This window comes from Micromonospora sp. WMMC241, from assembly GCF_027460165.1.
Classification (GTDB): domain Bacteria; phylum Actinomycetota; class Actinomycetes; order Mycobacteriales; family Micromonosporaceae; genus Micromonospora; species Micromonospora humi.
The window spans coordinates 5,905,681-5,928,748 of record NZ_JAPZBF010000001.1 but is presented as its reverse complement, the minus strand read 5'-3'; the positions used below and the strand labels follow the sequence as shown (position 1 = coordinate 5,928,748).

Here is a 23,068-nt window from a genome sequence, read left to right as displayed (position 1 = left end):
GCAGTGACCACCGGCACCGGTGGCTGGTCAGCTCTGGCTTCGGTAACGCGCCGAGCGCGCCGGCCAGCGGACGGCGGCCGACATGAACGACTCGTAGTGGTGGAAGTAGCGGCGGACGGCCTCGTCGTCGGGCAGACCGAAACTGCCCGGTTCGGCGCGGATGTGCTGGAAGGTCGCCAGGGCCTGCTCGGCGAGGCGCCGGGCGTACGCGACGGCCCGGTCCTCCGGCCAGTCGTACTCGTGCTCCAGGACGATGACGATGTTCGAGCTGATCCCGTCCCGGCGTTCCGCGTCGAGGGAGTAGAGGTCGTTGGCGATGCAGCCGTAGTCGGCGACCGCCGCGTCGACCAGCCGCACGCACGGGTGCAGCCGGACCGCCTCGGGCAACGCGAGCCGGTCGACGAACCAGTCCAGCTCCACCTGCACGCTCATGGTGCTGAACACCCGACGCATCAGCAGGTAGGACGACAGGTCGGGGACGCGCCCGCGGCTGCGCAGGTCCAGCTCCCACAGCGTCGCGGCCAGGTAGTTGCGGATCTCCTGCCGCAACCGGGTGGTGTCGAACTCCGGATCGATGCGCGCGATGTCGTCGAGGATCCGGGCGAGCAGCCGGACGAGCGGGCCGTGCGCCGGCCCGGCGGGCCGCCCGCCCAGCACCTCCTCGATGGAGTCGTGCTGCGCCCGCACCCGGCTCCGCCAGGCGCCGTCGAAGTCCACCAGGTCGCTCCAGGCGTCGTCGAACAGCACCAGGAAGGCGATCCAGAGCGTGGCCACCTGGAGCCGGTCCTGGTCGGTGTCCGGGAACGTGAGCGCGGCGGCCTCACCGAGCGCGATGCCGTTCAACACCTTGGCGCTGGAGGGGCCGACCAGGCCGATCTCGGCGGCGACCTGCCGGACGTAACCCGCGGCGGCCGCCCCACCGGGGTGCGACCGGTCGGGGAAGGGACAGGGCACGAGCAGCGTCTCAGTCTCCATGGGCGCTCCCGTCGAGGCGGTGCAGGACCGCGAGGCAGGTGGCCCGCACGATCCGTACCGGGGTGTAGATGTCCTTGCCGATCCAGAGCGCCGGGGTCCGCGGGGTGATCTCCGCCGCGGCCAGCGTCGCGCGGGCCGCGGCCATCCCGGCCCGGATCTCCGCCCGCCGGTCGTCGCGGGTGCTGAGGCTCAGGATCCAGGCGGCGTACGCCGTCTCCTCCGCGGTCCCGGAGCCGTGCCCCCAGCGGTCGCCCTGCCGCGTGCCCAGGATCCAGTCGACGGCCCGTTCCACCGCCGGCCGTGCCTGGGCGCCGCCGTAGCTGGCCAGGGCGTTCGCGCAGGTCGCCGTCGCGTAGTACGGCGAGCCGTGCCACTTGTCCGCCCAGCTCCCGTCGGCCGCCTGCGCGTCGACGAGCCAGTCCCGGGTGACCCGGGCCGGCGCGGCGTACCGGTCCGCCTCGTCGGGGCGCCGGTCGAGCCGGTGCCCCAGCGCCTCCAGCGCGTGCCCGTTCGCGGTCGGCGAGGGGGTGCGCTCGTCGGGATAGGTGTAGAACCGGGTGCCGTCGTAGTAACGCAACAGGCTGTCCAGGTCGGGGGAGCGGCCGTGCGCGTCCAGCGCCCACAGGACCGAGGCCGTGTCGTCGGCGTCCACCGGCAGGCCGTCGCCGGCGGCCGCGCCGTCCTCGCCGAGGGCCAGCTCCAGGGCGTCGAGTACGGGCTCCGGCACCCGGCACGGCACCCGGTGGACCTGGAACAGGTTGATGATCCAGGACCGTTCGAAGTGCGGCATCGGGGCGCCGACGGGAAAGAGCCCGTCCGCCCGCGCCTGCACGGCGTCCAGGTAGCGCAACGACGGATGGTCCGCCTCCGGGCGGTTCCGCAGCCAGGCCGCGGTCGCGGCCGGGGAACAGCCGACGCTGCCGGAGACCGGCGTCACGGCCGGATCGGCCGACCGGTCCGAACCGATGATCTCCCAGCTGTGCCAGAGCTTCGGGGGTACCGGATGCCCGGCGGCCGTCGCGCCGCGGAGCCGACGCAGGATCTCCGGCGCCGTACCCGGTGGGGTGGCGAGCGGACCACCTCCGGCCACCGGCGCCAGGACCGGGTGGTGGGCCGCCTCGAACCGGCGCAGGTGATCGTTGACGAGGTCGATCAGCCGGGGCACGAGAACCTCGATGGCGACCAGGTCGGGCAGGGCGACCTCGGGCTCGTCGAGCCAGCCGCGTAGCGCCCGCGCGCCGGCGGCGGCGGCCCCGGCCAGTTCCTCGGTCGGCACCGCCCGGTCCTGGGGCAGGCCACGATCGCAGGCCGTGAGCAGCGCCTCGGTGGCGCTCAGGCTGGTCACCAGGCGGAAGCCCGCCAGACCCCAACCGCCGTCGGTGGCCTGCTCGGCCAGCAGGAACCGGAGGCGGGCCGGGTGTCCGTCCAGCCAGGGCGCCTCCGAGACGATCCGGCCGCACTCGTACACCGAGGGGCTGATCAGGGCCCAGTCGTCCGCGGCCGCCTCGTGCAGCAGCATGTCCGCCGCGGTGGTCGTGGCGAGCGGCGCGGCGCTCATGCCGCCCTCACCGTCGCGGCGCGCGCCAGGTCACGGAGGGCGTCCCGGGCGTCGGGATGGAAGGGGGCGTCGTCGAGGACCGCGAGACCCTGGCGCAGCCGTTCCTCGATCATCTGCTCGACCTTCGCGGCCGCGCCGGTCGCCACGAGGACCGCGCGGGCCTGCGCCGCGCCGGCCTCGTCGAGGGCCGGGTCGCCGACGAGGCTCGACAGGGTGGCCCGCTGGGTCGGGTCGGCGTCCCGCAGCGCGAGGGCCATCAACACCGTGCCCTTGCCCTCACGCAGGTCGTCCAGGGTGGACTTGCCGGTGTGCCGGGCGTCGCCGAAGATGCCGAGGAGATCGTCCCGGAGCTGGAAGGCCTCCCCGATGGGCAGCGCGAAGGCGGTGCAGGCGTCGAGCAGCGACTCGTCGGCGCCGGCCAGCGCGGCGCCGATCTGCAGCGGTCGCTGCACCGTGTACCGGCCGCTCTTGTAGCTGGCGATGGTGAGGGCGGTCCCGACGTCCGGCGAGGTGTCGCTGCTGAGCAGGTCGTGGTACTGACCGAACATCAGCTCGGAGCGCATCTGGTCGAGCAGCGGCCGGACGGCCCGCAGCTGCGTCGGGGTCATCCCGCTGCCGTGCAGCATCTCGTCGGACCAGACCATGGCCAGGTCGCCGACCAGGATGGCGCTGTCCCGCCCGAAGCGCTCGTTACGGGCCCGGTGGTCGCCGCGGCCCAGGAGCGCGAGCGAGACGTGCAGGCTCGGATGGCCGCGGCGTACCGCCGCGTTGTCGACGATGTCGTCGTGGATCAGCGCGAAGGCGTGGAAGAGTTCGAGGGAGGCGGCGGCTCGCACCGCTGCGGGATCCCGCGGTGAGCCGCCCGCCGCCTGCCACCCGCAGAGGCAGAGCAACGGCCGCAGGCGCTTTCCGCCGGCCAGGACGTAGGCGCGCAGCGCCTCGACCACCCCCTCCATGGCGGTGCCCGCCGAGAGCCCCGCCTTCTCGGTGAAGAAGGCGTCCAGCGCGTCGTCGACCGCGCCACGCAGGTCGGTGCGGAGCGTGCGGGAGTGCGGGCCTATTCCGGCCTCGATGGTCACCATGGGCTCAGCGAATTCCTTCCAGCACGGTTTGCGGCCCGCGCCGCGCATTTCGCGGCCGGCGGACAAATGAGGACGGTGCTGCCGCGGTGCCGCCATTAATCGGCTGTTCCACGCTCCTCGGCCCTGCCGACGCTACCGGCGGCGCTTTCCGCCCGGCAAGGCCGCCGATGTCAACAGCGGAGTCGCGAATGTTGATGCCGGTGGTGCGATCGTAGGCCTTTTCAAGGACTTGGCCATGCGTCAATGTGCGGTGATCGGAGCACGTCCCCGACAATTGCGGAGGTCGACGTCTTGACCCTGCCACCGCTCGCCGGGCTGCTGCTGCCCCTCGTCATCGCCGTGCTGATGTTCGGCCTCGGTACCACCCTCACCCGTGGGGACTTCGGCGCCGCGTTGCGTCGGCCCCGGGCCCTGATCTGCGGGCTGGCCTGCCAACTGCTGGTCCTGCCGGTGCTCTGCCTCGCCCTGGTCGTCGCGCTGCGACTGCCACCCGAGCTGGCGGTCGGCATGCTGCTGCTCGCGGCCTCGCCCGGCGGCACCACGGCGAGCCTCTTCAGTCACCTGGCCCGTGGCGACGTCGCGCTCAACATCACCATGACGGCCGTGAACACGGTGCTCTCCGTGGTGACCCTGCCGGTGGTCGTCAACCTCGCCCTGGCGTACTTCCTGCCGGCCGAGGCCGGGTCCGCCGGCCTCGGTCCCGCCGAGATCGTCCGCCTGGTGCTGGTCATCCTGGCCCCGGTCGCGGTGGGCATGGTCGTGCGGGCCCGCGACGCCGCACTCGCGCGCCGGCTCGAACCCCTGATCCGGGGCCTGTCGGTGGCGTTCCTGGCGCTCATCGCCGTCGCCACCGTGCTGCACGAGGGGGCACAACTGTTCGCCCAACTCGGTCGGGTGGGGGCCGCCGCCATCCTGTTCTGCCTGTCCAGCCTGGCCCTCGGGTACGCCGTCCCGCGCCTGTGCGGCGTCGAGGGGCCGCGTGCCGTCGCGGTCGGCATGGACGTCGGCATCCACAACAGCGCGCTCGCCGTGACCATCGCCCTCGACCCCGGCATGCTCGGCGATCCCGAGATCGCGATCCCGGCCGTCGTCTACGCGGTGATCACCGTGCCCTGCGCGGCGCTGGCCGTCCTGCTGCTGACCCGCCGGCGCCAGCGCGTGCCGGTGTGAGTGGCCCGTCGTGCAACAGATGTGCATGCGCGAGTCGCGAAGGAGGAAAGCGCCGACGACGCGGTGTGCATCGTTGACGGGTAATCGGCGGCGGAGGGTTGCGGCCCATTGTTTGGGTGTGTTCACATGACTGGTATCGCGACCGGGTCATCGGGGCGCAGCCGTCCGACGGGCGAGCGGAAAGCGATTATCCCGCTAATTGAGCGGGATCGTGCGTGGGTTTTCCTCTGATCGAGAGAAGGCATTCTGCTGATGGCTTCCGACGTATTGTCTGCCGAATCTGGACTTCGGCGTCGGTTCGAAGATGCGTTGATGCCCAACTACGGCACCCCGCCCCTGGTCATCTCCCACGGCAGCGGCAGCCGGGTGTGGGACACGCAGGGCCACGCCTACCTGGACCTGATTGCCGGCATCGCCGTCTCGGCGCTCGGGCACGCCCACCCGGCGCTCGTCGAGGCGGTCTGCCGGCAGGTCGGTCGCCTCGCCCACATCTCCAACCTCTACCTGCACGAACCCGAGGTGCTGCTGGCCGAGCGCCTGCTCCACCTGCTCGGCGGCGACGGCCGGGTCTTCTTCGCCAACTCGGGCACCGAGGCCAACGAGGCCGCGTTGAAGCTGGTCCGCCGGCACGCCGGCACCGGCCGGTCCCACGTCGTCGCGGCCTGGCAGAGCTTCCACGGCCGCTCGATGGGGTCACTCGCCCTGGCCGGCAAGCCCGCGATCCGCGACCCGTTCGCCCCGTTCGGATTCGACGTGCGCTTCGTGCCCTACGGCGACACCGAGGCCCTGGCCCGGGCGGTGACGCCGGAGTGCGCGGGCGTCTTCCTGGAACCCATCCAGGGTGAGGCCGGGATCGTCGAGCCACCCCCGCACTATCTGCGCGCCGCCCGCGACCGGTGTGACGAGACGGGCGCCGTTCTGGTCCTCGACGAGGTGCAGAGCGGGATCGGCCGGACCGGAGAGTGGTTCCACCATCTCGCCGTCGGAGTCCGGCCGGACGTGGTGACCCTCGCCAAAGGGCTCGGCGGTGGGCTTCCCATCGCGGCCTGCGTCGGGTTCGGCAGGTTCGGCTCGGTCTTCGCCAAGGGCGACCACGGCTCCACCTTCGGCGCCAACCCGGTCGCCTGCGCCGCCGCGCTGGCCGTGCTGGAGGTCATCGAACGCGACGACCTGCTGGCGAACGCGAGGACGGTCGGCGGGGTGCTGCGCGACGGGATCGCCCGGACCGACCATCCCCTGCTGCGGGGCGTCCGCGGCCGCGGCCTCTGGCTCGGCATCGTGCTCGCGGGACCGTACGGCACCCGGGTGGAGGAAGCGGCCCGGCAGGCCGGCTTCCTGATCAACGCCGTCCAGCCGGACGTGGTGCGGCTGTCGCCTCCACTGGTGCTCACCGTCGAGGAGGCCCGCGCCTTCCTGGACGCGCTGCCGGGAATCCTCACCACCGCGCTCGACGCGGAGGTGCGCTGATGCGCGCGGTGACCATCCACGGGCCGAAGGACATCCGGGTCGAGCAGGTGCCCGACGCCGCGATCCGGCACCCGACCGACGCCGTCGTCCGGGTCACCCACTCCTGCGTCTGTGGGAGCGATCTGTGGGCGTACCGCGGCCGGGTCCCGCGTCAACCGGGCCAGCGGATCGGCCACGAGTTCGTCGGGGTGGTGGAGGACGTCGGCGCGGACGTGCGCACCCTGCGGCGGGGGGACCGTGTCGTCGCCCCGTTCGTGTGGTCCGAGGGGACCTGCGCCTACTGCGTCGCCGGCCTGCCCACCTCGTGCCCGAGCAAGGGCTTCTGGGGCGACCCGGGCGCCGACGGCGCCCAGGGCGAGGCGGTGACCGCGCCGTACGCCGACGCCACTCTGGTCGCGCTGCCCGCCGACGTCGACGAGGACCGGATGCCGGCCGTGCTGGCCCTCTCCGACGTCATGTGCACCGGGCACCACGGGGCGCGTGGCGCCGGCGTGGGACCCGGTTCCGACGTGGCAGTGGTCGGTGACGGGGCGGTCGGCCTCTGCGCGGTGCTGGCTGCCCGGCGGCTCGGCGCGGCCCGGATCGCCGTCTTCGGTCACCACCGGAGCCGGGCGGCGGTCGCCCGCCGGTTCGGCGCGGACATCGTGGTCCTCGCGGACGCCGGCTCGGTGGCGGCGCACGCCCTGGAACTGACCGAGGGAAAGGGGTTCACCAGCGTCGTCGAGGCGGTCGGCACCGCCGACGCCATGGCGGCCGCGACGGCGGTGGCGGCCCCGGGCGGGCGGATCGGTTTCGTCGGTGTGCCGCACGGCAGCCAGGACGGCATCGACCTGCGGGCGATGTTCGACCGCAACCTCACCCTGGCCGGTGGCATCACCCCGGCTCGCACCTACATCCCGCACCTCTTGGCCGACGTGCTGTCCGGAGCGCTGGACCCGGCTCCGATCTTCGATCTCACCGTCGGGCTCACCGACGTGCCCGACGGTTACGCGGCCATGGACGAACGCCGCGCCCTCAAGACGCTCATCCGCATCTGAAGCGGACGGACCGGAACGCTCAGAAACGAGGAGACTTCAATGTCGATCGATCTCGGCACCAAGGACGAGGTTGTCCGCAACCACTACGAGCAGGACCTCAACGACCACTGGGAGGAGAAGCAGAGCGACCCGATCAACCTTCTGCTGGGCGCGATGGACGGGCTGTACCACCACCACTACGCGGTGGGTGACTTCAACCGGAAGCTGTTGCAGGCGCCGCCGGACGAGCGCGAGCGGCTGATCCTGCGGGAGATGCACCGCATGGAGAACGAGCAGGTCGAGCTGATCCTGGACGCCCTCGACGGCCTGCCGCCGGACGCCCGGGTGATGGACGCCGGCTCCGGCCGTGGCGGGACCAGCTTCATGGTGCACGAGCGGTACGGCTGCCAGGTCGACGGGGTCAACTTCTGCACCCACCACATCGAGTTCGCCGAGCGGCTCGCCGAGCAGCGCAAGTGCGCCGACAAGGTCAACTTCCACTACGCCAACATGGCCAAGACGCCCTTCGAGAGCGGCTCCTTCGACGCCATCGTCAGCAACGAGACGACCATGTACGTCGACCTGAACGAGGCGTTCGCGGAGTTCTCCCGGCTGCTGCGCCCCGGCGGGCGCTACGTCCTGGTGACGTGGTGCCAGAACGACGCGGTGGCCGACAAGTCGGACGACGTCGCCGCCATCGACGAGCACTACGTCTGCCACATCCACAAGCGGAGCGCCTACCTGAAGGCGCTGTCGGACAACGGCCTCGTGCCCTCCCGGGTCCTGGACCTCACCGCCGAGGCGATCCCGTACTGGGAGCTGCGTGAGAACAGCGCGCTGAAGACCGGTGTCGAGGTGCCCTTCCTCGCCGGCTACCGGACGAACTCCCTGAACTACGTGGTCATCGCCGCCGAGCGGGTCGTCGAGCCCACCGACCACTGACCGGAGGTCCCGATGAGTTTGGTCCAGCAGAGTCGTCCGGTACGCGAGGACGCGCGACTCGACGAGGCCCGCCACTCGGTCGAGAGCGCCCTGCGCGACATCGTCGACGGGTTGCACCCGGACCTGTCCCGCCTGTGCGGCTACCACTTCGGATGGTCCGACGCCGGCGGCGCCCCGACCGGTGACGGCGCCGGCAAGCTGCTCCGCGCCACGCTGACCCTGATGTCGGCGGGCGCGGTCGGCGCCGAGCCGGCCACGGCGATCCCGGGCGCCGTGGCGGTGGAGATGATCCACAACTTCTCACTGCTGCACGACGACATCATGGACGCCGACGCGCTCCGCCGGGGGCGGCCGGCGGCCTGGGTGGTGTACGGGACCGGCATGACCACCCTTGCCGGCGACGCGCTCATCGCCACCGCCTTCCGTGCCCTACGGTCGCTGAACTCCCGCCCGGGCCGGGACTCGGCGGACCTGTTGCTGGCGGCGCTCCACCAGATGATCGACGGGCAGGCGGCGGACCTCGCCCTGGAGCAGGTGCCCGTCCGGGAGGTCGACGTCCCGCACTACCTGCGGGCGTGCGCCAAGACGACGGCGTTGTTGGAAGCCGCGACGGCGATCGGTGCGGTCCTGGGTGGGGCACGGACGGCGACTGTGGACGCCCTGCGCGAGGCGGGCCGGCACCTCGGACTGTCCTGGCAGGTCGCCAACGACGTGGAGGACATCTGGGGCGACCCGGCGCTGACCGGCAAGCCGGCCCGCAGCGATCTGGGCCGGGCGAAGAAGACGATCCCGGTCATCCTGGCGTTGCGGGCGGGCAACGCCGCGGCCGCCGAGCTGGCGGCACTGCTCGATCAACCTGAGCCGACGGACGACCAGGTGCAGGCGCAGGCGGATCTGATCGAGCGTGCCGGTGGCCGGGAGCAGGCCGAGGCGTTGTCCGGACGGTACCTGGAGGTGGCGCTCGGCAAGCTCGGCGAGGCGGACGTGCCGGAGGCCGAACGGAACCGGCTGATCGCGCTCTTCCGTCTCGTGGCCGGCCACCAGCCGGCGCCGGCCGACGACGGGGCATCCGCCCGCGTCGTCTGAATCGGTGGCGGTATCGCGATATCATGGCGGCAGGCAGAGCGCCTGCCCGCGCCCGATGTGACAGCCCACGCCTGAGCACATGCCGGGGCCAAGAGTCTCCGACTCCGCGCGGTCGTGTCGAGCTTCCGGCGTGCCTGCCACGCCGCCCGTTCGGTGGAGGGCGTGGGACTGCACCGGAGGCGTCATGTCTGATCAGAACCCGCGGAGCACCCCACGTCCCGGGCGCGCCCGCAAGCGGGCCATCCGGGAACAGGCCGCCCGGACCGGAGTCCCCTATTCGGTGGCCGCGCGGCAGCTCGAGGCGGTCGGTCTCCAGCCCGGCGAAACCCTCTCCAGCTACGGACGCACGATCTATCCGACCGGCTTCGACTCCCATCGCCAACTGCTCATCGAACGCCGCGAGCGGCGGTCCTTCGAGGAGCGGGTGGCGGACACCCGGCGGGCCGGGGCACTGCCCGACGGCCGTGCCCAGCACCTCGTCGAGCGGTTTCCGCCCACCCGGGGGCCGAAGGGCACCGGGGTGGGCCCGCTCTACCACGGTGAGGGGCGCCAGGAACTGCTCGCGATGTTGTACATCGTCGTCGCGGCCGAGTCGCCAGGGTTGCTGCCCGAGGTGGGTGACCTGGCGTGGATCTCCGAGATGGGCGAGGAGACCGCGCTCGACATGGCCTGTGCCGAGCTGGACCGGGAGGCCCGCCGGCTGCTCGACCGGGAGCCGGCGGTGTTGTGGCCGGCGATCGAGAAGGCGCTGGCCGCCGCCGAGCACAGCGCCGACTGGCAGATCCGCCAGGAGGCGATCCGGCACACCGCGCTCTTCCGCACCATGGTGACCCCGCGCGAGGGCTACGCGGGGGAGCCGTACGTGGAGGGTCTGCCGATCGTGGGTGTCCGGCAGATCCTGGACGCGCTGCTCATCGTCGCCGACGACGGTCACGCCCCGGGCACCCGGGTGCGTCTGCTCCGCGACTCCCACCAGGGGCGGACGGCCACGATCCTGGGCGCGGTGTGGGGCCCGTCGGGTCCGCCGGTGGGCTACGACGTCTGGGTCGACGAGACGAAGACGGCGCTGTCGGCGCGCCCCGACGAACTGGTCGTGCTGGCCGACCAGGAGTCGTTGCCGCGCTGAGTCGGATCACTCCGGCGGGAGTGCCTGGGCGTACGCAGGGGGCCGACCCGGACGGGTCGGCCCCCTGCCGCGTCGCCGGTCAGGCGGCGCTGTTGCCGTTGTCGACGGTCAGCTCGACCGGCACGGCGTCCGGCACTGTCGCCGGCCGGTCGGCGCCTCGGAAGACGAGCTTGGACTTGTCGATGTTCTCCGGGTCGCCTTCGCAGTCGACGACGACGATCTGGCCGGGGGTCAGTTCGTTGAACAGGATCCGCTCGGACAGGTTGTCCTCGATGTCGCGCTGGATCGTGCGTCGCAGCGGACGCGCGCCGAGCACCGGGTCGAAGCCCTTCTTCGCCAGGTACTTCTTGGCGTTGTCGGTCAACTCCAGACCCATGTCCTTGTTCCGCAGCTGACCTTCGATCCGCTGGATCATGATGTCCACGATCTGCAGGATCTCGTTCTCCCGCAGCTGGTGGAACACGATCGTGTCATCGATGCGGTTGAGGAACTCGGGCCGGAAGTGCTGCTTGAGCTCGTCGTTGACCTTCTGCTTCATCCGGTCGTAGTTCGACTCGGAGTCCTCCGACTGCTGGAAGCCCAACGACACCGCCTTGGCCACATCGCGCGTGCCCAGGTTGGTGGTCAGGATGATGACCGTGTTCTTGAAGTCCACGATCCGACCCTGACCATCGGTCAACCGGCCGTCCTCCAGGATCTGCAACAGCGTGTTGAACACATCCGGGTGAGCCTTCTCGATCTCGTCGAACAACACCACCGAGAACGGCCGGCGACGCACCTTCTCCGTCAGCTGCCCACCCTCGTCGTAGCCGACGTAACCGGGAGGCGCACCCACCAGCCGCGACACCGTGTACCGGTCGTGGAACTCCGACATGTCCAGCTGGATGAGCGCGTCCTCGGAACCGAAGAGGAACTCGGCGAGGGCCTTGGACAGCTCGGTCTTACCCACACCCGACGGGCCGGCGAAGATGAACGACCCGGACGGACGCTTCGGGTCCTTCAGACCCGCCCGCGTGCGGCGGATCGCCTTGGAGACCGCCTTGACCGCGTCCTCCTGCCCGATGACGCGCTTGTGCAGCTCGTCCTCCATGCGCAGCAGACGCGACGTCTCCTCCTCGGTCAGCTTGTACACCGGGATACCGGTCCAGTTACCGAGGACCTCGGCGATCTGCTCGTCGTCGACCTCACTGACGACGTCCAGATCCCCGGCCTTCCACTCCTTCTCCCGCTGCGCCTTCTGACCCAGCAGCTGCTTCTCCTTGTCCCGCAACTGCGCGGCCCGCTCGAAGTCCTGCGCGTCGATCGCGGACTCCTTGTCCCGGCGCACCTGCGCGATGCGCTCGTCGAAGTCCCGCAGGTCCGGCGGCGCCGTCATCCGACGGATCCGCATCCGCGCGCCCGCCTCGTCGATCAGGTCGATCGCCTTGTCCGGCAGGAACCGATCGGAGATGTAGCGGTCGGCAAGCGTCGCGGCAGCGACAAGCGCCCCGTCGGTGATGCTCACCCGGTGATGGGCCTCGTAGCGGTCCCGCAGCCCCTTGAGGATCTGAATCGTCATGTCGAGACTCGGCTCCTCGACGCGTACCGGCTGGAACCGCCGTTCCAGGGCCGCGTCCTTCTCGACGTATTTCCGGTATTCATCGCTCGTGGTGGCGCCGATGGTCTGCAGCTCGCCACGGGCCAGCATCGGCTTGAGGATGCTGGCGGCGTCGATCGCGCCCTCGGCCGCGCCCGCACCCACCAGGGTGTGGATCTCATCGATGAACAGGATGATGTCACCGCGGGTACGGATCTCCTTGAGCACCTTCTTCAGGCGCTCCTCGAAATCACCCCGGTAACGCGACCCGGCCACCAGCGCACCCAGGTCAAGCGTGTAGAGCTGCTTGTCCTTCAGCGTCTCCGGCACCTCACCCTTGATGATCTTCTGGGACAGGCCCTCGACCACCGCGGTCTTACCCACACCGGGCTCACCGATCAACACCGGGTTGTTCTTGGTGCGCCGCGACAGCACCTGCATCACCCGCTCGATTTCCTTCTCCCGCCCGATCACCGGGTCGAGCTTGCCCTCGCGGGCGGCCTGGGTCAGGTTCCGACCGAACTGGTCCAACACCAGACTCGTCGACGGCGCGGCCTCACCCGGCGCGGCCCCGGCGGCGGCCGGCTCCTTGCCCTGGTAACCCGACAGCAACTGGATCACCTGCTGACGGACCCGGTTCAAATCGGCGCCGAGCTTCACCAGCACCTGCGCGGCCACGCCCTCACCCTCACGGATCAACCCGAGCAGGATGTGCTCCGTGCCGATGTAGTTGTGCCCCAGCTGCAACGCCTCGCGCAGCGACAGCTCCAACACCTTCTTCGCCCGCGGCGTGAACGGGATGTGCCCACTCGGCGCCTGCTGGCCCTGGCCGATGATCTCCTCGACCTGCTGACGCACACCCTCCAGCGAAATACCCAAACTCTCCAGGGCCTTCGCCGCCACACCCTCACCCTCATGGATCAGGCCCAACAGGATGTGCTCCGTGCCGATGTAGTTGTGGTTGAGCATCCGGGCCTCTTCTTGGGCCAGGACGACAACCCGTCGCGCTCGGTCGGTAAACCGCTCGAACATGCCCTCACGTCCCTCACGAGCTCCCACGCTGCTCGTCGACGGACGGCACCTGGAGGCACCGAAGCGAGATTGTTGCGCTGAGTCGAAGACTCTTGGCCACGTCGCAATGGTCGGCGTGGGCAGCCACTTGTGGCGCAGGCAGGCGCTCTGCCTGACGAAATAATAGCCCATCAGGCGCGCGGATCGACAACCTCGCGCATCGCGGAGATCGGAGCGGGGTCCCGTGCCGGGTGCCGGACGACGCCGGTCCCGGGTGAGGCGGGCGGGCCCGACCGGCGGGGCCGGTCGGGAGGCCGGCGCCGCCCGAAGCGGCGGACCAGCGGCATCTCCACCCCCTCGTGCAGAGCCCAGGCGAGGGCCAGCGCGACACCGAGGAGCGCGGCGACCACCAGCGCGGACCCGAGCGGCCCGAAACGGCGATCCGGGCCGACCACCTGCGCCCCGGCCACCACCACCATCCAGTGCACCAGGTAGAAGGCGAAGGACAGCTCCCCCAGCCGGACCAGAGCGGGGTGCCGCAGCACCGATGCCCGTCCCCGGCCGTCGGCGGTGGCCCCCGCCGCGATCAGCGGCACGAGCCAGAGCGACGCCAGCCCTCCGGTGGCGAAGAGGTACGGGGCGGAGAGGACGTATCCGTAGCCCAGCACCGCGATGCCCGCCGCGGGCAGCAGCCCGATGCGGGGCCAGCGGCCCGCGCGGACGATCCGGGCGAGCACCATGCCCAGGACGAACTCCAGCGCCCGCACCGGTGGGAGAAAGTACACGAACCAGATCTGGGTGAACGACAGCGTGCCGGAGGCGATGATGGTGAGCCGTGGTTGGTCGTCGACGAGGAACGTCGCGATCAGTGCCGCGCCGGCCATCAGGGCCGCCAGCGCGCCCACCGCCCACCACAGCCGGCTGGCCGGGATCCGGTTCACCAGCGGCAGCAGCATCGGGAACGCCAGGTAGAAGAAGAGTTCGCAGGAGAGCGACCAGCTGACACCGTTGAACGAGGTGCTGGTCGACAGGCTGGGCACCCAGGAGTGCAGCAGCAGCGGATTGGTCACCCAGTCCAACAGCCCCGTCGCCCGCCCGGCGACGACCCCGAGCACCGCAGCCAGCGCGAAGGTCACCAGGTGGCTCGGGTAGATCTTGACCATCCGCCGGCGCCAGAAGCTCGTCGTCCGATCGCCGGCCCGGGCGGTCCAGGTCAGCACGAAGCCGCTCAGGACGAAGAAGAAACCCACGCCGTACGGGCCGGCGAGCGGGAAGGTCCGGGCGATGAATGACCCGGTGGAGCCCTCGATGAACGTCGTGATGACGGCGATGTGGCAGGTGAAGACCATCGCCGCCGCGACGAATCGCAGCCCGGTCAGGGAGGGCAGCCGGCCGGCCGCGTCGTTGTCCGTCATGGCGCGGTCGTCACCAGGTCACCGGCAGGGAGCTGATCTCGCGGGCCAGGCCGCCCGACTCCCAGGGCACCTCCCGGGGATCGACCGCCAGCCGGAGGGTGGGGAACCGGGACACCAGCGACCCGAGCGAGATCTGCAGCTCCGCACGGGCCAGGTGCGCGCCGGGACAGTGGTGCGGCCCGTAGCCGAAGGCCAGGTGCGGGTTGCGGGCCCGGGTGAGGTCCAGCCGTTCGGGATCGGTGAACACCGTCTCGTCGTGGTTGGCGGAGATCCGGGACGGCAGCACCGGCTCACCGGCCCGGACCAGCACCCCGCCGAGCCGGACGTCGCGGGTGGCGTAGCGGGCGAAGACCGCTGCCTCGTCGGTCTTGGCGAACCGCAGCAGCTCCTCGACGGCGAGGTTGATCAGGCCCGGCTCGGCGACCAGCCGGGCCATCTGGTCCGGATGGCTCAACAGCAGGTACGCGCAGTGGCCGAACTGGTAGTTGACGCTGCCGTGGCCGGTGGCCAGCATCAGCCTGGCGAGCGTGACGACCTCGTGCTGGTCCACCCCGGAGTCGGCCTGGTAGCCCTCGATCAGCGCGCCGACGAGATCGTCGGTGGGTGCCGACCAGCGCTGGGCGAACAGCTCGGCCACGTACTCCTGGAGCTGCTGCACATGCTGCTGGGCCAGCTCGGGCGGCATGGAGGTGGTCGCGGTCATGGCCTTCGACCACTCGGCGAACTGCGGCCGGTCGGCCTCGGGCACCCCGAACAGGTCGGCGATCACCCCGATGGTCAGCGGGACGCCGAAATCGCCGACCAGGTCCCACGGTGGTCCCTGAGCCGCCATCCGGTCCAGCAGGCCGTCGGTCACGCGTTGGATCAGCGGCCGCATCACCCGCACGCGCCGAGTCGTGAAGACCCGCGACACCAGCCGCCGCAGCCGGCTGTGCTCGGGCGGGTCCAGGCCGAGGATGTTCTCCTCCGGCATCACCGGGAAGGCGCGCGGCTGGTCGCTCCGGCTCGCCACGGCCCGGCTGAACCGCGGGTCGCTGTGCACGCACCTGACGTCGGCGTAGCGGGTCGCCAGCCACGCGTCGTCGCCGAAGGGCATCCGTACCCGGATCATGGCGTCGTCCTGGCGGAGCCGGCGGTACTGCTCGTGGATCGGGGGTCCGCCTGCCGTTTCCAGCGGATAATTGTGGGACTCGTCGGTGGACGCCATGCTGACCTCACATCGGTGGACGGAGACATGCGCTCTCGAAGCGTCTCCGCACCGTATTCGGTGGTCGTCGGCACCGGCAATGCTGCGTTTGTCGATGCCGGTGCAGCGCAGGTGGAACGCCATACAGATGTTGCGTCGACGTCAATATGAGTAGCATTGCCCGAGGCTCGGTCGGCCCTTTAGCGTGACCTCGCGACTTATTGCGAAATTGCCACCGGTGACATTTTGCCGGCGGTTCCCCGTCGACGGCCTTGGAGGGCGAAGTGCGAGCAGCGGTCCTGCACCCGGGCGGTGGTCCGTCCCTGGATCTCCGCGACGACGTCACGGCCCTCGGACCGGACGAGGGCGAGGTGAAGATCCAGATCAAGGCCACCGGCGTGTGCCACTCGGACCTGTCGGTCGTGGCCGGCGGCCTGCCGAGCCAGGGCACGATGATCGTCGGGCACGAGGGAGCCGGCATCGTCCGCGAGGTCGGCCGAGGCGTCACCGGTGTCCAGGTGGGCGACCACGTGGTGGTCAACTGGATTCCGGCCTGCGGCCGCTGCCCGGACTGCGTCAACGGCGAGTCCCACCTCTGCATGACCCACATGTCGGACCTGTTCGGCAAGGCGCGGTTCGCGGTCGGAGAGACGCCCGCGTTCGGCATGGCCGGCACCGGCACCTGGGCCGAGGAGATCGTCGTGCCGTGGGAGGCCGCCGTCCGGATCGACGACGACATCCCGTTCGAGTACGCGGCGCTGCTCGGCTGCGGCGTCTCCACCGGCGTCGGCGCGGCCGTCAACACCGCCCGGGTCCGCCCCGGCTCCACGGTCGCCGTCCTGGGGCTCGGCGGGGTGGGGCTCTCGGTCGTCCAGGGTGCGGCCATCGCGGGCGCGGCGCGGATCGTCGCCGTGGATCCGAACCGGAGCAAGCACGGGGTGGCCATGCAGCTCGGCGCCACGGAGGCCGTCGTCCCGGAGGACCTGCGCGCCACCCACGACGCCGTCACCCAGGGGCGGGGCTTCGACACCGTCTTCGAGGCCGTCGGCCGGTCGGCCACCATCCAGGCCGCCTGGGACGTGACCCGGCGCGGTGGGGACACCGTGATCGTCGGCGCGGGCGCGGCGGACGACCTCGTGCAGATCAACGCCTTCGAGCTGCTCTTCCGGGCCCGCAACCTGCTGCCGTCCGTCTACGGCAGCTCCGACCTGCGGCGGGACCTGCCGCTGCTGGTCGCGCTGTACCGGCAGGGCCGGTTGGACATCGAGAGCCTGATCAGCCGGCGCATCCGATTCGACGAGCTCAACGACGCGGTGTCCGCCCTCGAGAAGGGTGACGTGATCCGCCAGGTCGTGCTCTTCGACGAGTGACGAGGAGGGCCCGACGGTGGCGACGGGTTTCGCGGCCGGATCGACGGGGGTAGAGGTCACACCGCCTGTCAGCCGAGAGCCGAGGAGACTGCCATGTCGGTGCAAGCGTTTCTCTATCTGATCGCGATCATCCTGCTCGCGCTCGCCGCGCTGCCCATCCGCACCCGAGGTGTCTCGCTCGCGCTGCTCGGGGCCGCCTTCGCCCTGCTGGCCTACGCCTGGCCGGTGATCACCGGCTAGGCGCGAGTGACGACGATCACATCCGCCGGGGACCCGGACCGGCCGGACCCGTCGTCTTACCGGGTGTGAGAACCGGCATGGACGCGGCGGACGAGGGTGACCTCGTCCGTCGCGTGGCCCGTGGGGACCGGCGGGCGTTCGACGAGCTCTACCGGCGTACCGCGCCGTGGTTGGAGGTGCGCCTGCGCCGCCGCTGCGCCGATCCGGACGTGGTCGCCGAGGTGCTGCAGGACACCTACCTGGCGGTCTGGCGGACGGCGGGCAGCTTCGCCGGCGCCCGGAACCGGAACGGCGGCGGGGCGCCGGGGAGCGCGGTGGGTTGGCTGTGGACCATCGCCGCCCACCGCCTGGTCGACGCGTTCCGTCGCCGGGCCCGCACCGCCCGGGTGCCGCAGGTGCCGCTCATGCCGAGCACGGCACCCGCCGCCGAGGACGAGGTGATGGCCGGCCGGGTCGGCCAGGAACTGGAGCAGGCGCTGCTCGTCCTGCCCCCCGAGGTCCGCGCCGCGCTGCGGGCCACCGTCCTCGACGGCCTCTCGTCGCGGGAGGCGTCGGTGCTGCTGGGTGTCCCGGAGAACACCGTCAAGTCCCGCGTACGTCGGGCCCGGGTCGCCCTGCGGGAGGCGCTGTCATGAGCACCCATCCCAGCCTCACCCAGATCGACCGCTACGCCGCCGGGGATCCCGGCCTCGACGAGCCCGCCGTCTGGGCCATCGAGGTGCACCTCGAGGACTGCGCCGACTGCCGGGCCCGGCTGGCCGGCAGCACCACCCCGGACACCAGGGCCGTGATCGAGCGGGTCGCCGCGGCCCTGGACCGGGAACTCGCGGCGACGCCCGCGCCCGCCGCCCGGAGCCGGTCCTGGTCGGTGCTGCGCCACCGCTGGTTCGTCGGCACGCTGCTGCCGTGGCTGGCCATGACCGCCGGGGCGCTGGCCTGTGCCGCGCTGCTCGGCGTGCTGTGGACCGGGATGCCCGCACTGGTGCTGCTGGTCGCGCCGCTGGCCCCGTTGCCCGGTGTGGCGGTCGCCTGGCACCGCCGCGCCGACCCGGCCTGGGAACTGGTCGCCGCCACACCGGCCGCCGGCCTGACGATGCTGCTGCGGCGTACGGCCGCGGTGCTGGCCGTCGTCGTGCCCGCGCTCGCGCTGGTCGGGGCCGGCGCCGGCGTGCCGCTGGCCCTGATGCTGCTGCCCTGCCTCGCGTTCGCCGTCGCCGCGCTGCTGCTGGGCACCCTCGTCGGGGTACGCCGGGCCGCGATCGGCCTGATCACCGCCTGGACGCTCGTGGTGATCGCGCCCAGCCTCGCCGTCGCCCGGATGCCGGTGGTGCTGGCGGCGGAGAGCGCACCCGGTTGGGCGTTGGCCACCGCGCTCCTGACCGTGGTCGCCCTCTTCCGGGCCGACGGGTTCCGGCGACTCGCCCAGCACGACTGACCACCGAGATCACGATCCCGGAAGGAGACCATGCCGATGCGTGCCGTGAGCGCGGTCGAGACGACCGTGACCACCCACCCCTGGGCCGTCCACGCGGAGGGCCTACGGGTCCGGGCCGGTCGACACCTGGCCGTCGACGGCCTCGATCTGGCTCTGCCCACCGGCGTGCACGGGCTGCTCGGACCGAACGGCGCCGGCAAGACCACGCTGATGCGCGCCCTGGCGACCGTCCTGAGCCCGGCCGGCGGCCGGCTGACGCTGCTCGGGCAGTCGGTCGACGGTCGCGCCGACCTGCGGGCGGTCCGCCGCACCCTGGGTTACCTTCCGCAACAGTTCGGCTACTACCCGCGGTTCACCGTGCGCGAGTTCGTCGGCTACCTGGCCTGGCTCAAGGAGATGCCGAAGGCCGACATCCCGGCGGCGGTGCAACGGGCCGTCGACCGGGTCGGGCTGACCGCCAAGGCGGACGCCCGGCTGAAGACGCTCTCCGGCGGCATGCTGCGCCGGGCCGGCATCGCGCAGGCCATCGTCAACGATCCCCGGCTCCTGCTGCTCGACGAGCCGACCGTCGGTCTCGACCCGGAGCAACGCCTCGACTTCCGCGAGCTGCTGCGTGACCTCGGCACCGACAGTTGCGTCCTGGTCTCCACCCACCTGGTCGAGGACGTGGCGGCGGCCTGCACCGACGTCGTCCTGGTCAACGACGGCCGCCTGGTGTGGCAGGGCACGCCCGAGGCGTTGTGCGCACAGGGCGGCCAGGGCCACGCCGGGGACAGCCCGGCCGAGCGGGGCTACTCCGCGCTCCTGCGCCGGCACCGCGCGGAGGCCGGCCGATGAGCGTCCTCCGACTGGAGTTGCGCCGCTCCGCCGCGCTCGGCGCCGCGCTGATCACGGTGGTGGTCGGGCTCGGTGCGCTCTACGTGGCCACCGGCCGGTGGTCGGGTGGCTGGATGTCGCTGGCCCTGACCACCCGGGAGTACCTGCTCCTGATGTGGCCGCTGGCCCTCGCCGCCGGGGCCTGGCAGGGCCGTCGGGAGCACCGGGCGAAGGTCGGCGAGCTGTTCGCCACCACCGCCCGGCCCCGGGCCGCCCGGATGCTGCCGGTGCTCGGCGCGATGGCCCTGGCCCTGGCCCTCGCCTACCTGCTGGTGACCGCGGCCGGACTCGCCCGGATCGGCGTTGCCGTCCCGTACCGTCCCCTGGCGACCTTCGCCGTGGTCACCGGCGTCGGCGTGCTGTCCCTGGTCGCCGCGGCCTGGCTGGGCCTGGGGATCGGGCGGATGCTGCCCGCCCTGGTGACCGCCCCGGCGCTGGGCGCGGCCGGCGTACCCCTGATCTTCTTCAGCGCCGTCGGGCCGGCGGACTGGCTGGCCGCGGCGATCTCCCCGGTCCACGGGTCGAGTTCGTTCCACGACTACCAGACGGTCGACGACCGGGTCAGCGCCGCGCTCGCGATCTGGTTGGTCGCGCTCGCCGTCGCCGGCCTGATGCTGTTCGTCGCCGGCGGCTGGCGTACCCGGGCGGTGGCGGTGGCGCCGGTGGCGCTCGGGCTGCTGGCGGCGACCGCGATCGTGCCGCGCGACCCGGACGTGGTCACCTGGCCGGTCGACCCGGTCGCGCGGGAACTGGTGTGCACCGAGGACACCCCGACGGTCTGCGTCAGCCGGGTCCACGCCAACGTGCTCGACACGCTGACTCCGCCGGCTCGGGAGGGGCTGGCGGTGCTGGCGAAGCTGCCGGACGCGCCGACCGCCGTGCACGAGGACACCCGCACGATCAGCTTCGACGAGGTCCAATCGGTTCCCCGGGACGGCGTCGTCACGATCGAGGTCCGGATCGACGGACGCGGCGAGCTCGCACGCCCGGACTCCGTGGTCCGGGCGGTCGTCGGAGGACTGGGGGTCGCCTACGACGGGACCTGCGAGAACCGCGACGACGTGGTCGAGCGTGCCGCGGCCTCCTGGCTCCTGGGGCGCGAGCCACGGTCGGACGTGGGCGTGGTGCCCGGCATGATCGAGGAGGATCCCGAGATCAACGCCGAGGCGGTCGCGCTCTGGCGAGGGCTGCGCGAGCTGCCGGACGACGAGGCGCTGGCCCGGGTCACGGCCGTCCGCAACGCGCTGCTGGCCTGCCAGGACCCGGCCGGGTTGCTGTCCGGGAGCGCCAGGTGACCGGGACGCTGCTCCATCTGCGCGCGCGTCGCGTACCCCTCGCCCTGGCCGCGGCCCTCGGGGGCGCGGCGGTGGTCTGGACGTTGTGGCTGGCCTTCGCCGAGGAGCGGGACGCCACTCCGATGGTGGTCGTCATGACCGTGCTGCTGATGGTCGTGGTGCTCGCGCCGACCCTGGCCGGCCCGGACGAGAGCCTGGACCGCACCGCGTCGCGGCGCTGGCCCTGGTGGCGCGCGGCGCACCTGCTCGCCGGCCTGCTGGTCGTCCTGCTGGCCCTGGCGGCCACGTGGCACACCGGGGCCCGGTTCGGGCCGGCGGCGCTGGTGGTCCGCGACGCCGCCGGCCTGCTCGGGCTCACCGCCCTGTGCGCGACGGTGCTCGGTGCCGCCCGCTCGTGGTTTCTGCCGCTGGGCTGGACCACCGTCGCGGCCCTGTATCCGCAGGCGGGCACCGGCGGGGCGACCGCGACGTGGCAGGGTCAGCCGCCCGAGAGCGGGGCCGCCGCGCTGACGGCGGCGGCGCTCACCCTCGGTGGGCTGGTCGCCTACTCGATCGCCGGCCCGGCCCGCAGGGGTCCGGCCGAGGTGTTCGAGGCGTGATCGTCTGGTCGCCCGCCTACCGCTGCGCGACGCGGTAGCCGCCGTCGCCGGTCGCGGCGCGTTCGCCGAGGGCCGCCCAGGCCGTGCCGTCGAGCTTGAGGGCGTCCCGGAGGTAGCCGGCCACCGCGTCCGCGACGAGGGCGACGCGGGCCGGGTCCTCGTCGGTGGTCTCGGCGACCCGCTCGCCGGCGACGCCGCCGAGGGTGTGCTGCCCGTCGGCGATGGTGAGCAGGCTCTTGGGCGCGGGGCTGAGGTGGTAGGCGTCGGTGAACCAGTCCGGTCCCCGGGTGGACATCGCCGACTGGTCCCGGTCGCCGGCGACCACGAGCGCCGGTGCGGACATGGTGGAGTAGTCCGGCCGCATGAACGGCAGATGCTCGACGGCGAACGGGGTGAGCGAGTCGCCGGTGCCGGTCGCCGCGAGGAGCGCGCCGGCCCGGACGGCGGGGTGGGAGAAGTCCTCGCCCGGGGTGCCGGCGGCGTCGAGGACACGGGCACCGAGGAGAGCGCCGACGGTCTGGCCGCCCCAGGAGTGCCCGACGGCGGCGATCCGGTCGTGGTCGACGGTCGCGTGCAGTCCGGCGGCGCGGGCCTGGGCCATGATCTCGTCGAGGTGGTCGAGGACGGCGTGCAGGTCGGCGATCCGGACCCGCCAGATGCTGCCGAACCTCGGGTCGTCGAACCCGATGCCGTGGCGGCGGGAGTCGAGGTGGGTCGGCTGGACGACGACGAATCCGGCGGCCGCCCACCGGTCGACGAGCGGCTGGTAGCCGTCCATCGACCAGGCGTTGCCGTGCGAGAAGACGATCACGGGGAGATGGTCGCCGGACGCCGGGGCGGTGACCTTGACCGACAGGCCGCTGTCGCGTCCGGTGGTGGGTACCGGGAGGGGCTTGACCGCGACGATCGGCGGTGCGGGGTGGTCGGTACGCATGGTGACGCCTGCCTCTTCTGCCATACTGAAACGGAACATTGTTCCGCCAACGTTAGCGGAACAATGTTCCGCTAACAAGGGAGGAAGCTGTGACGGAGTCGATCGGCGCGCGCCAGGCAGGCGTCCGGCGCAACCGTGAGGCGCTGCTCGCCGCCGCGGCGGCCGTGTTCGTGGAGCAGGGGGTCCAGGCGCCCATCCGGGACATCGCCGGCCGCGCCGGCGTGGGCCTGGGCACGGTCTACCGGCACTTCCCGAGTCGGGCCGAGCTGGTCACCGCCGTCTACCGTCACCAGATCGAGGAGTGCGTCGCGCTGGCCGTCGCGCTGCGCCAGGAGCCCGTCGCCCCCGGCGAGGCACTGACGCGCTGGATCGACGCGTTCGTCGAGTTCCTGGTGACCAAGCACGGCCTGGGCGTCGCCCTCCAGTCCGAGGACCCGAGCCTGCACACCCTGCACACGCTGATGCTCGACGAGCTCGTGCCCGCGTGCGCCGCGCTGATCGAGGCCGGCGTGGCGGCGGGCGACATCGACCCCGAGGTGACCGCGTACACGCTCATGCGCGCGGTGGGCAACCTGTGCATCCTCGGCCCGGGCTACGAGCGCGCGCACGCGCGGGACATGGTGGCCCGCCTGCTCGCCGGGTGCCGCCCCACCCGCTGACGACCGCGGCGAACCACTTCTCCGATCGGTGCAACGTTTCGGGCACGTGG

General features: G+C 72.0%; 21 protein-coding genes. 14 read left to right on the top strand and 7 right to left on the bottom strand.

The window, feature by feature from the left end:
- Window positions 1-27 precede the first annotated feature (27 nt).
- From O7598_RS26805 to O7598_RS26795, 3 genes are read right to left on the bottom strand one after another with little or no spacing between them, the layout of a single operon-like run.
- Window positions 28-975, bottom strand: a complete 948-nt coding sequence (locus O7598_RS26805) for a terpene synthase family protein (RefSeq protein ID WP_269694006.1) — start codon at window positions 973-975, stop codon at window positions 28-30.
- A complete protein-coding gene (locus O7598_RS26800) occupies window positions 965-2,533 on the bottom strand; it encodes a prenyltransferase (protein WP_269694005.1) in 1,569 nt (522 codons plus the stop codon). Before O7598_RS26800 ends, O7598_RS26805 begins: the two co-directional genes overlap by 11 nt.
- A complete protein-coding gene (locus O7598_RS26795) occupies window positions 2,530-3,615 on the bottom strand; it encodes a polyprenyl synthetase family protein (protein WP_269694004.1) in 1,086 nt (361 codons plus the stop codon). Before O7598_RS26795 ends, O7598_RS26800 begins: the two co-directional genes overlap by 4 nt.
- Before the next feature lie 291 nt (window positions 3,616-3,906).
- On the opposite strand from O7598_RS26795, the gene O7598_RS26790 reads away from it, so the two are divergent.
- The 6 genes from O7598_RS26790 (at window position 3,907) to O7598_RS26765 (ending at window position 10,422) form a co-directional block, all read left to right on the top strand.
- Window positions 3,907-4,785 (top strand): bile acid:sodium symporter family protein, encoded by an 879-nt coding sequence (locus O7598_RS26790; protein ID WP_269694003.1) that lies wholly within the window; start codon window positions 3,907-3,909, stop codon window positions 4,783-4,785.
- 312 nt (window positions 4,786-5,097) lie between these two features.
- Window positions 5,098-6,252: an acetylornithine transaminase gene (locus tag O7598_RS26785; RefSeq protein ID WP_442929897.1), complete on the top strand. Its 1,155-nt coding sequence runs from the start codon at window positions 5,098-5,100 to the stop codon at window positions 6,250-6,252.
- Complete coding sequence (locus O7598_RS26780; protein WP_269694001.1) at window positions 6,252-7,289, top strand: zinc-binding dehydrogenase; 1,038 nt, start codon at window positions 6,252-6,254, stop codon at window positions 7,287-7,289. The genes O7598_RS26785 and O7598_RS26780 overlap by 1 nt, the downstream gene beginning before the upstream one ends.
- A gap of 39 nt (window positions 7,290-7,328) precedes the next feature.
- Window positions 7,329-8,210: an SAM-dependent methyltransferase gene (locus tag O7598_RS26775; RefSeq protein WP_091072690.1), complete on the top strand. Its 882-nt coding sequence runs from the start codon at window positions 7,329-7,331 to the stop codon at window positions 8,208-8,210.
- Window positions 8,211-8,222: 12 nt separating this feature from the next.
- Window positions 8,223-9,296 (top strand): polyprenyl synthetase family protein, encoded by a 1,074-nt coding sequence (locus tag O7598_RS26770; RefSeq protein WP_269694000.1) that lies wholly within the window; start codon window positions 8,223-8,225, stop codon window positions 9,294-9,296.
- Window positions 9,297-9,480: 184 nt separating this feature from the next.
- Window positions 9,481-10,422, top strand: a complete 942-nt coding sequence (locus O7598_RS26765; protein WP_269693999.1) for a hypothetical protein — start codon at window positions 9,481-9,483, stop codon at window positions 10,420-10,422.
- A gap of 79 nt (window positions 10,423-10,501) precedes the next feature.
- Here the strand turns inward: O7598_RS26765 and O7598_RS26760 are convergent, their stop codons facing one another.
- From O7598_RS26760 to O7598_RS26750, 3 genes are all read right to left on the bottom strand, one after another.
- Entirely contained in the window at window positions 10,502-13,030 is a 2,529-nt protein-coding gene (locus O7598_RS26760) for an ATP-dependent Clp protease ATP-binding subunit (protein WP_269694991.1), read from the bottom strand.
- 170 nt (window positions 13,031-13,200) lie between these two features.
- Entirely contained in the window at window positions 13,201-14,424 is a 1,224-nt protein-coding gene (locus O7598_RS26755) for an acyltransferase family protein (RefSeq protein ID WP_269693998.1), read from the bottom strand.
- Between the two features lie 10 nt (window positions 14,425-14,434).
- Complete coding sequence (locus tag O7598_RS26750) at window positions 14,435-15,631, bottom strand: cytochrome P450 (RefSeq protein ID WP_269693997.1); 1,197 nt, start codon at window positions 15,629-15,631, stop codon at window positions 14,435-14,437.
- 263 nt (window positions 15,632-15,894) lie between these two features.
- Here O7598_RS26750 and O7598_RS26745 point away from each other — a divergent pair, with 263 nt between their 5' ends.
- From O7598_RS26745 to O7598_RS26715, 7 genes are all read left to right on the top strand, one after another.
- A complete protein-coding gene (locus tag O7598_RS26745; RefSeq protein ID WP_269693996.1) occupies window positions 15,895-16,980 on the top strand; it encodes an alcohol dehydrogenase catalytic domain-containing protein in 1,086 nt (361 codons plus the stop codon).
- 93 nt (window positions 16,981-17,073) lie between these two features.
- Window positions 17,074-17,220 (top strand): hypothetical protein, encoded by a 147-nt coding sequence (locus O7598_RS26740; protein ID WP_269693995.1) that lies wholly within the window; start codon window positions 17,074-17,076, stop codon window positions 17,218-17,220.
- A gap of 77 nt (window positions 17,221-17,297) precedes the next feature.
- Entirely contained in the window at window positions 17,298-17,855 is a 558-nt protein-coding gene (locus tag O7598_RS26735) for an RNA polymerase sigma factor (protein WP_269693994.1), read from the top strand.
- A complete protein-coding gene (locus O7598_RS26730) occupies window positions 17,852-18,655 on the top strand; it encodes a hypothetical protein (RefSeq protein ID WP_269693993.1) in 804 nt (267 codons plus the stop codon). Before O7598_RS26735 ends, O7598_RS26730 begins: the two co-directional genes overlap by 4 nt.
- 36 nt (window positions 18,656-18,691) lie before the next feature.
- A complete protein-coding gene (locus O7598_RS26725) occupies window positions 18,692-19,492 on the top strand; it encodes an ABC transporter ATP-binding protein (protein ID WP_269693992.1) in 801 nt (266 codons plus the stop codon).
- Complete coding sequence (locus O7598_RS26720; RefSeq protein ID WP_269693991.1) at window positions 19,489-20,826, top strand: hypothetical protein; 1,338 nt, start codon at window positions 19,489-19,491, stop codon at window positions 20,824-20,826. Before O7598_RS26725 ends, O7598_RS26720 begins: the two co-directional genes overlap by 4 nt.
- The gene (locus O7598_RS26715; protein ID WP_269693990.1) at window positions 20,823-21,425 is read left to right on the top strand and encodes a hypothetical protein; all 603 of its coding nucleotides are present in this window, start codon (window positions 20,823-20,825) and stop codon (window positions 21,423-21,425) included. The genes O7598_RS26720 and O7598_RS26715 overlap by 4 nt, the downstream gene beginning before the upstream one ends.
- 16 nt (window positions 21,426-21,441) lie before the next feature.
- Here O7598_RS26715 and O7598_RS26710 read toward each other — a convergent pair whose 3' ends face one another.
- Window positions 21,442-22,383 (bottom strand): alpha/beta hydrolase family protein, encoded by a 942-nt coding sequence (locus O7598_RS26710; protein ID WP_269693989.1) that lies wholly within the window; start codon window positions 22,381-22,383, stop codon window positions 21,442-21,444.
- A gap of 65 nt (window positions 22,384-22,448) precedes the next feature.
- On the opposite strand from O7598_RS26710, the gene O7598_RS26705 reads away from it, so the two are divergent.
- Window positions 22,449-23,018, top strand: a complete 570-nt coding sequence (locus O7598_RS26705; RefSeq protein WP_269693988.1) for a TetR/AcrR family transcriptional regulator — start codon at window positions 22,449-22,451, stop codon at window positions 23,016-23,018.
- Window positions 23,019-23,068: the final 50 nt, after the last annotated feature.

Excerpts from the sequence above, each read along its gene's own strand:
- O7598_RS26805 (WP_269694006.1), bottom strand. The coding sequence starts at position 975 with ATGGAGACTGAGACGCTGCTCGTGCCCTGTCCCTTCCCCGACCGGTCG.
- O7598_RS26800 (WP_269694005.1), bottom strand. The coding sequence starts at position 2,533 with ATGAGCGCCGCGCCGCTCGCCACGACCACCGCGGCGGACATGCTGCTG.
- O7598_RS26795 (WP_269694004.1), bottom strand. The coding sequence starts at position 3,615 with ATGGTGACCATCGAGGCCGGAATAGGCCCGCACTCCCGCACGCTCCGC.
- O7598_RS26785 (WP_442929897.1), top strand. The coding sequence starts at position 5,098 with ATGCCCAACTACGGCACCCCGCCCCTGGTCATCTCCCACGGCAGCGGC.
- O7598_RS26780 (WP_269694001.1), top strand. The coding sequence starts at position 6,252 with ATGCGCGCGGTGACCATCCACGGGCCGAAGGACATCCGGGTCGAGCAG.
- O7598_RS26775 (WP_091072690.1), top strand. The coding sequence starts at position 7,329 with ATGTCGATCGATCTCGGCACCAAGGACGAGGTTGTCCGCAACCACTAC.
- O7598_RS26770 (WP_269694000.1), top strand. The coding sequence starts at position 8,223 with ATGAGTTTGGTCCAGCAGAGTCGTCCGGTACGCGAGGACGCGCGACTC.
- O7598_RS26765 (WP_269693999.1), top strand. The coding sequence starts at position 9,481 with ATGTCTGATCAGAACCCGCGGAGCACCCCACGTCCCGGGCGCGCCCGC.
- O7598_RS26760 (WP_269694991.1), bottom strand. The coding sequence starts at position 13,030 with ATGTTCGAGCGGTTTACCGACCGAGCGCGACGGGTTGTCGTCCTGGCC.
- O7598_RS26755 (WP_269693998.1), bottom strand. The coding sequence starts at position 14,424 with ATGACGGACAACGACGCGGCCGGCCGGCTGCCCTCCCTGACCGGGCTG.
- O7598_RS26750 (WP_269693997.1), bottom strand. The coding sequence starts at position 15,631 with ATGGCGTCCACCGACGAGTCCCACAATTATCCGCTGGAAACGGCAGGC.
- O7598_RS26740 (WP_269693995.1), top strand. The coding sequence starts at position 17,074 with ATGTCGGTGCAAGCGTTTCTCTATCTGATCGCGATCATCCTGCTCGCG.
- O7598_RS26735 (WP_269693994.1), top strand. The coding sequence starts at position 17,298 with ATGGACGCGGCGGACGAGGGTGACCTCGTCCGTCGCGTGGCCCGTGGG.
- O7598_RS26730 (WP_269693993.1), top strand. The coding sequence starts at position 17,852 with ATGAGCACCCATCCCAGCCTCACCCAGATCGACCGCTACGCCGCCGGG.
- O7598_RS26725 (WP_269693992.1), top strand. The coding sequence starts at position 18,692 with ATGCGTGCCGTGAGCGCGGTCGAGACGACCGTGACCACCCACCCCTGG.
- O7598_RS26720 (WP_269693991.1), top strand. The coding sequence starts at position 19,489 with ATGAGCGTCCTCCGACTGGAGTTGCGCCGCTCCGCCGCGCTCGGCGCC.
- O7598_RS26710 (WP_269693989.1), bottom strand. The coding sequence starts at position 22,383 with ATGGCAGAAGAGGCAGGCGTCACCATGCGTACCGACCACCCCGCACCG.